This window comes from Bacillus sp. JJ1764, assembly GCF_036962145.1.
Taxonomy (GTDB): domain Bacteria; phylum Bacillota; class Bacilli; order Bacillales; family Cytobacillaceae; genus Neobacillus.
Window position 1 is genome coordinate 1 of sequence record NZ_JBALNY010000166.1, and the last position, 3339, is coordinate 3339.

Here is a 3339-nt window from a genome sequence, read left to right on the forward strand (position 1 = left end):
GAGAGACCCCGCAGGCGCAAGCGCCGAGGAGGCTCGCCGAAACGCCCACGAACCGCTTGCACCTGGAGCGGAAATCAACAGACAAGTTTAACAGAGCCTTCCGAATAAAAATCAGACAATGGTCCAAATTAAACTTATCTATGTTTGAGTTCACTGGAGGTGCCTGAATGTCTGTACTTGTCCATCAGACGTTTATCATTAAGCAAGATAAATTTAAAGAAGGAATTGAAAATTTACGAGAGATTAAAAAATTTAGAATGGAAAATTATAATCATAAGGTCGAAATCCTTACACCTATATCGGGTAAAGATCATACATATGCTTTACTCACCACTTATGAGGGTCTAGCTGAAATGGAACTGCAAAATAAAAAAATGTTTGATGATGATGAATACCTAGAATTAATCGGTCCTTTTTTCCTGGAAAACATCGTGGAAAACAGTATGTATACGCAAATCTATCGTACCCTAAGTGATAAGAATACCGAGAAAAAAAGTGAAAAAAAATAATGTATTGCTCCCCCCTGCAGAAATTACAGTACTGCAGGTTTTTTTTTGGACAACTGCACCATTTTTAACTTAATGATATAATAAAATTAGAAATCCTCATCCTGCATGATCCTGCTCTTTGAACTACGCTAGGTATGCTCCCTGGATTCTTACTAAAATAGATCGGGGGAAACCGTTATGACAAAAATCCTGATTTTAGTTGGGCTGATCTTATTTACAACATTTATCATTTTAGCTGTTATTTCTTTCATTAAAAAGACTGGTATGCGATGGTTTTACTCCATTTTAAGTGCAATTTGTTTAGCAAGTGTTCTATACACTTTATTTTATTTTGATGTGGGCCCGAACGACAAAAATCATGCAAATCCTGAAAATCCACCTAAAACTGAAGCTCCCGGACCAAGCCCTGGAGAGCACAAACCTGACCCAGGAGGACAAGAGCCGCCTGAGGAAACTCCCCCACCTAAAGATGACCCAATGATCCCTCCCCCATCCGATACTGATAAAATCATCATTTCTTCAGATCAAGTAGTAAAGTATACCGTTGTGAAAGGCGACACACTTTGGTCTATTGCGAAACGCGCGAATCTTACAGTTGACAAAATTAAACAATGGAACAACTTAAAATCTGATGCAATCTACGCTGGACAAATTTTACTTCTTTATGGAAAAAATGCTGAGCCTCCCGTAACCACCCCACCGCCAAAAGAAGATCCACCACCAGCCACGGTCTCTTCAAAACTCATTTATAATGGCAACTCGAAGCAAAAAGAGATTGCCCTGACCTTTGATGCCGGCAGTGATGCTGCAGGGATCAGTATTTTAGATATCCTAGGAAAATATAACATTAAAGCTACCTTTTTTCTCACTGGGAAATGGGTTGAAAAATTCCCGGAATACGCAAAAAAAATCGTGGCAGATGGCCATGAAATTGGGAATCACACATATTCACACCCCGATGCGGTTAAAACAACATCAGAAGCTTTTAAAGCGGATATTATAAAGGCCGAACAAATAATCAAAAACATTACAGGAAAAACACCACGTCCATATTTTCGCTTTCCTTATGGCTCTTTTAATGATGCAGCCCTGAAAACAGTTGGTGAGGCTGGTTATCCATATAGTATCCAATGGTCCATCGATACAATTGACTGGAGGCAGCCATCCGTTGAAGAAATCGTCTCTCGAATAGAAGAAGGAGCGAGCAATGGGGATATCATTCTGATGCATATTGGTGGGATCCATACTCCCGAAGCGGTTAATAAAATCATTCCGATTTTGCAGGAAAAAGGATATAAAATCGTGACATTAACAGAGGTATTAAATTAGGGCTGCTTTTCATAGCAGCCCTTACTTTTAATCCCGATCTAATAATGAAGCTCCCGCAATTCCAGGTTCGGTCATTTCATAGATATTTAATATTAAGTCTAATTCTTCTTCTGTTAAAACGTCATGCTGCAAGCACAGTTCACGAACCGACTTCCCTGTTAATGTTGCCTCACGTGCAATTCTGGCGGCAATTTCATAACCTAGATGAGGATTGACTGCGGTGATGATCCCAACACTTTTTTCTACGTAATCCTTTAATCTCTCGGCATTGGCTTCGATGCCTCTTAAACAATTATCTGTAAAAGAGCGGAAACCATTATTCATGATGCTGATGGATTGCAGCAGATTAAATACTAAAACAGGCTCCATCACATTCAATTCTAACTGGCCGGCTTCAGAAGCAAGACAGATGGTATGATCATTGCCGATTACTTGGAAAGCGATTTGGTTAATTAACTCAGGCATTACCGGATTTACTTTTCCCGGCATGATGGATGAACCTGGTTGACGAGCAGGAAGACTGATTTCAGCTAACCCTGCACGTGGTCCGGAAGCCATTAACCGTAAGTCATTTGCGATTTTTGACATATTCATCATGCACACCTTAAGTGTAGCGGAAACCTCGGTATAAGCATCTGTATTTTGGGTGGCATCCACTAAATGATCCGCATTCACTAACGGCAGACCACTTATTTCGGCTAATTGCTTTACCACATCTTGAATATATTTCGGGTCAGCATTTAATCCAGTACCCACTGCTGTTGCACCCATATTTACCTCATATAAGTGATTTCTGGAATCTTCAATTCGTTTAATATCTCGTGCTAGGACTCGACTGTAAGCTTCAAATTCCTGTCCAAGACGGATCGGTACAGCATCTTGAAGGTGAGTACGTCCCATTTTGATCACTTTTTCAAATTGCTTTGCCTTTTCCTGGAACACATTATGCATTTCTTTCATAGTGTCTAATAATTTTTCTAATAATTTAAGGGTAGCAATATGTATCGCCGTAGGGAACACGTCATTTGTTGATTGTGACATATTGACATGACTGTTTGGACTTAAATGTTTATAAGCCCCTTTCTCATGTCCCATCAGTTCAAGAGCACGGTTAGCTATAACTTCGTTGGCATTCATATTCATCGAAGTTCCTGCACCACCCTGAATCGGGTCTACGATGAACTGTTCATGCCAATTACCTTCAATAATTTCAGTGGCTGCCTGAACAATTTTTTCTCCAAGCCCGCTGTATAGACGCGTTGTGTTCATGTTAGCAATGGCTGCAGACTTTTTCACGATTGCAAGCGCTTTAATTAATTCTTCATGGATTCGATAACCAGTAATCGGAAAGTTCTCTACTGCTCTTAACGTCTGAATTCCATAATAAACACCAGCAGGAATCTCCTTCTCCCCTAAAAAATCATGTTCAATCCGTTTTACATTATTCTCCATTTACTATCCCACCTTAAAAAATAAAACTTTCATAGCAATAATAACATAT

3 protein-coding genes are annotated in these 3339 nt (G+C 39.7%); 2 read left to right on the forward strand and 1 reads right to left on the reverse strand.

The features are described from left to right. Positions 1-167: 167 nt before the first annotated feature. Together V7083_RS20060 and V7083_RS20065 are read left to right on the forward strand one after the other, a co-directional pair. Positions 168-509, forward strand: a complete 342-nt coding sequence (locus V7083_RS20060; RefSeq protein ID WP_335481247.1) for a hypothetical protein — start codon at positions 168-170, stop codon at positions 507-509. A gap of 177 nt (positions 510-686) precedes the next feature. Beyond that, positions 687-1838, forward strand: a complete 1152-nt coding sequence (locus V7083_RS20065) for a polysaccharide deacetylase family protein (protein WP_335481249.1) — start codon at positions 687-689, stop codon at positions 1836-1838. 27 nt (positions 1839-1865) lie between these two features. Here V7083_RS20065 and aspA read toward each other — a convergent pair whose 3' ends face one another. Next, positions 1866-3290 carry an aspartate ammonia-lyase gene (gene aspA / locus V7083_RS20070; protein ID WP_335481251.1) on the reverse strand — a complete coding sequence of 475 codons (1425 nt, stop codon included), beginning with the start codon at positions 3288-3290 and terminating at the stop codon, positions 1866-1868. Between the last annotated feature and the right edge of the window lie 49 nt (positions 3291-3339).

Coding starts and splice junctions, on each gene's coding strand:
- V7083_RS20060 (WP_335481247.1), top strand. CDS start 168: ATGTCTGTACTTGTCCATCAGACGTTTATCATTAAGCAAGATAAATTT.
- V7083_RS20065 (WP_335481249.1), top strand. CDS start 687: ATGACAAAAATCCTGATTTTAGTTGGGCTGATCTTATTTACAACATTT.
- aspA (WP_335481251.1), bottom strand. CDS start 3,290: ATGGAGAATAATGTAAAACGGATTGAACATGATTTTTTAGGGGAGAAG.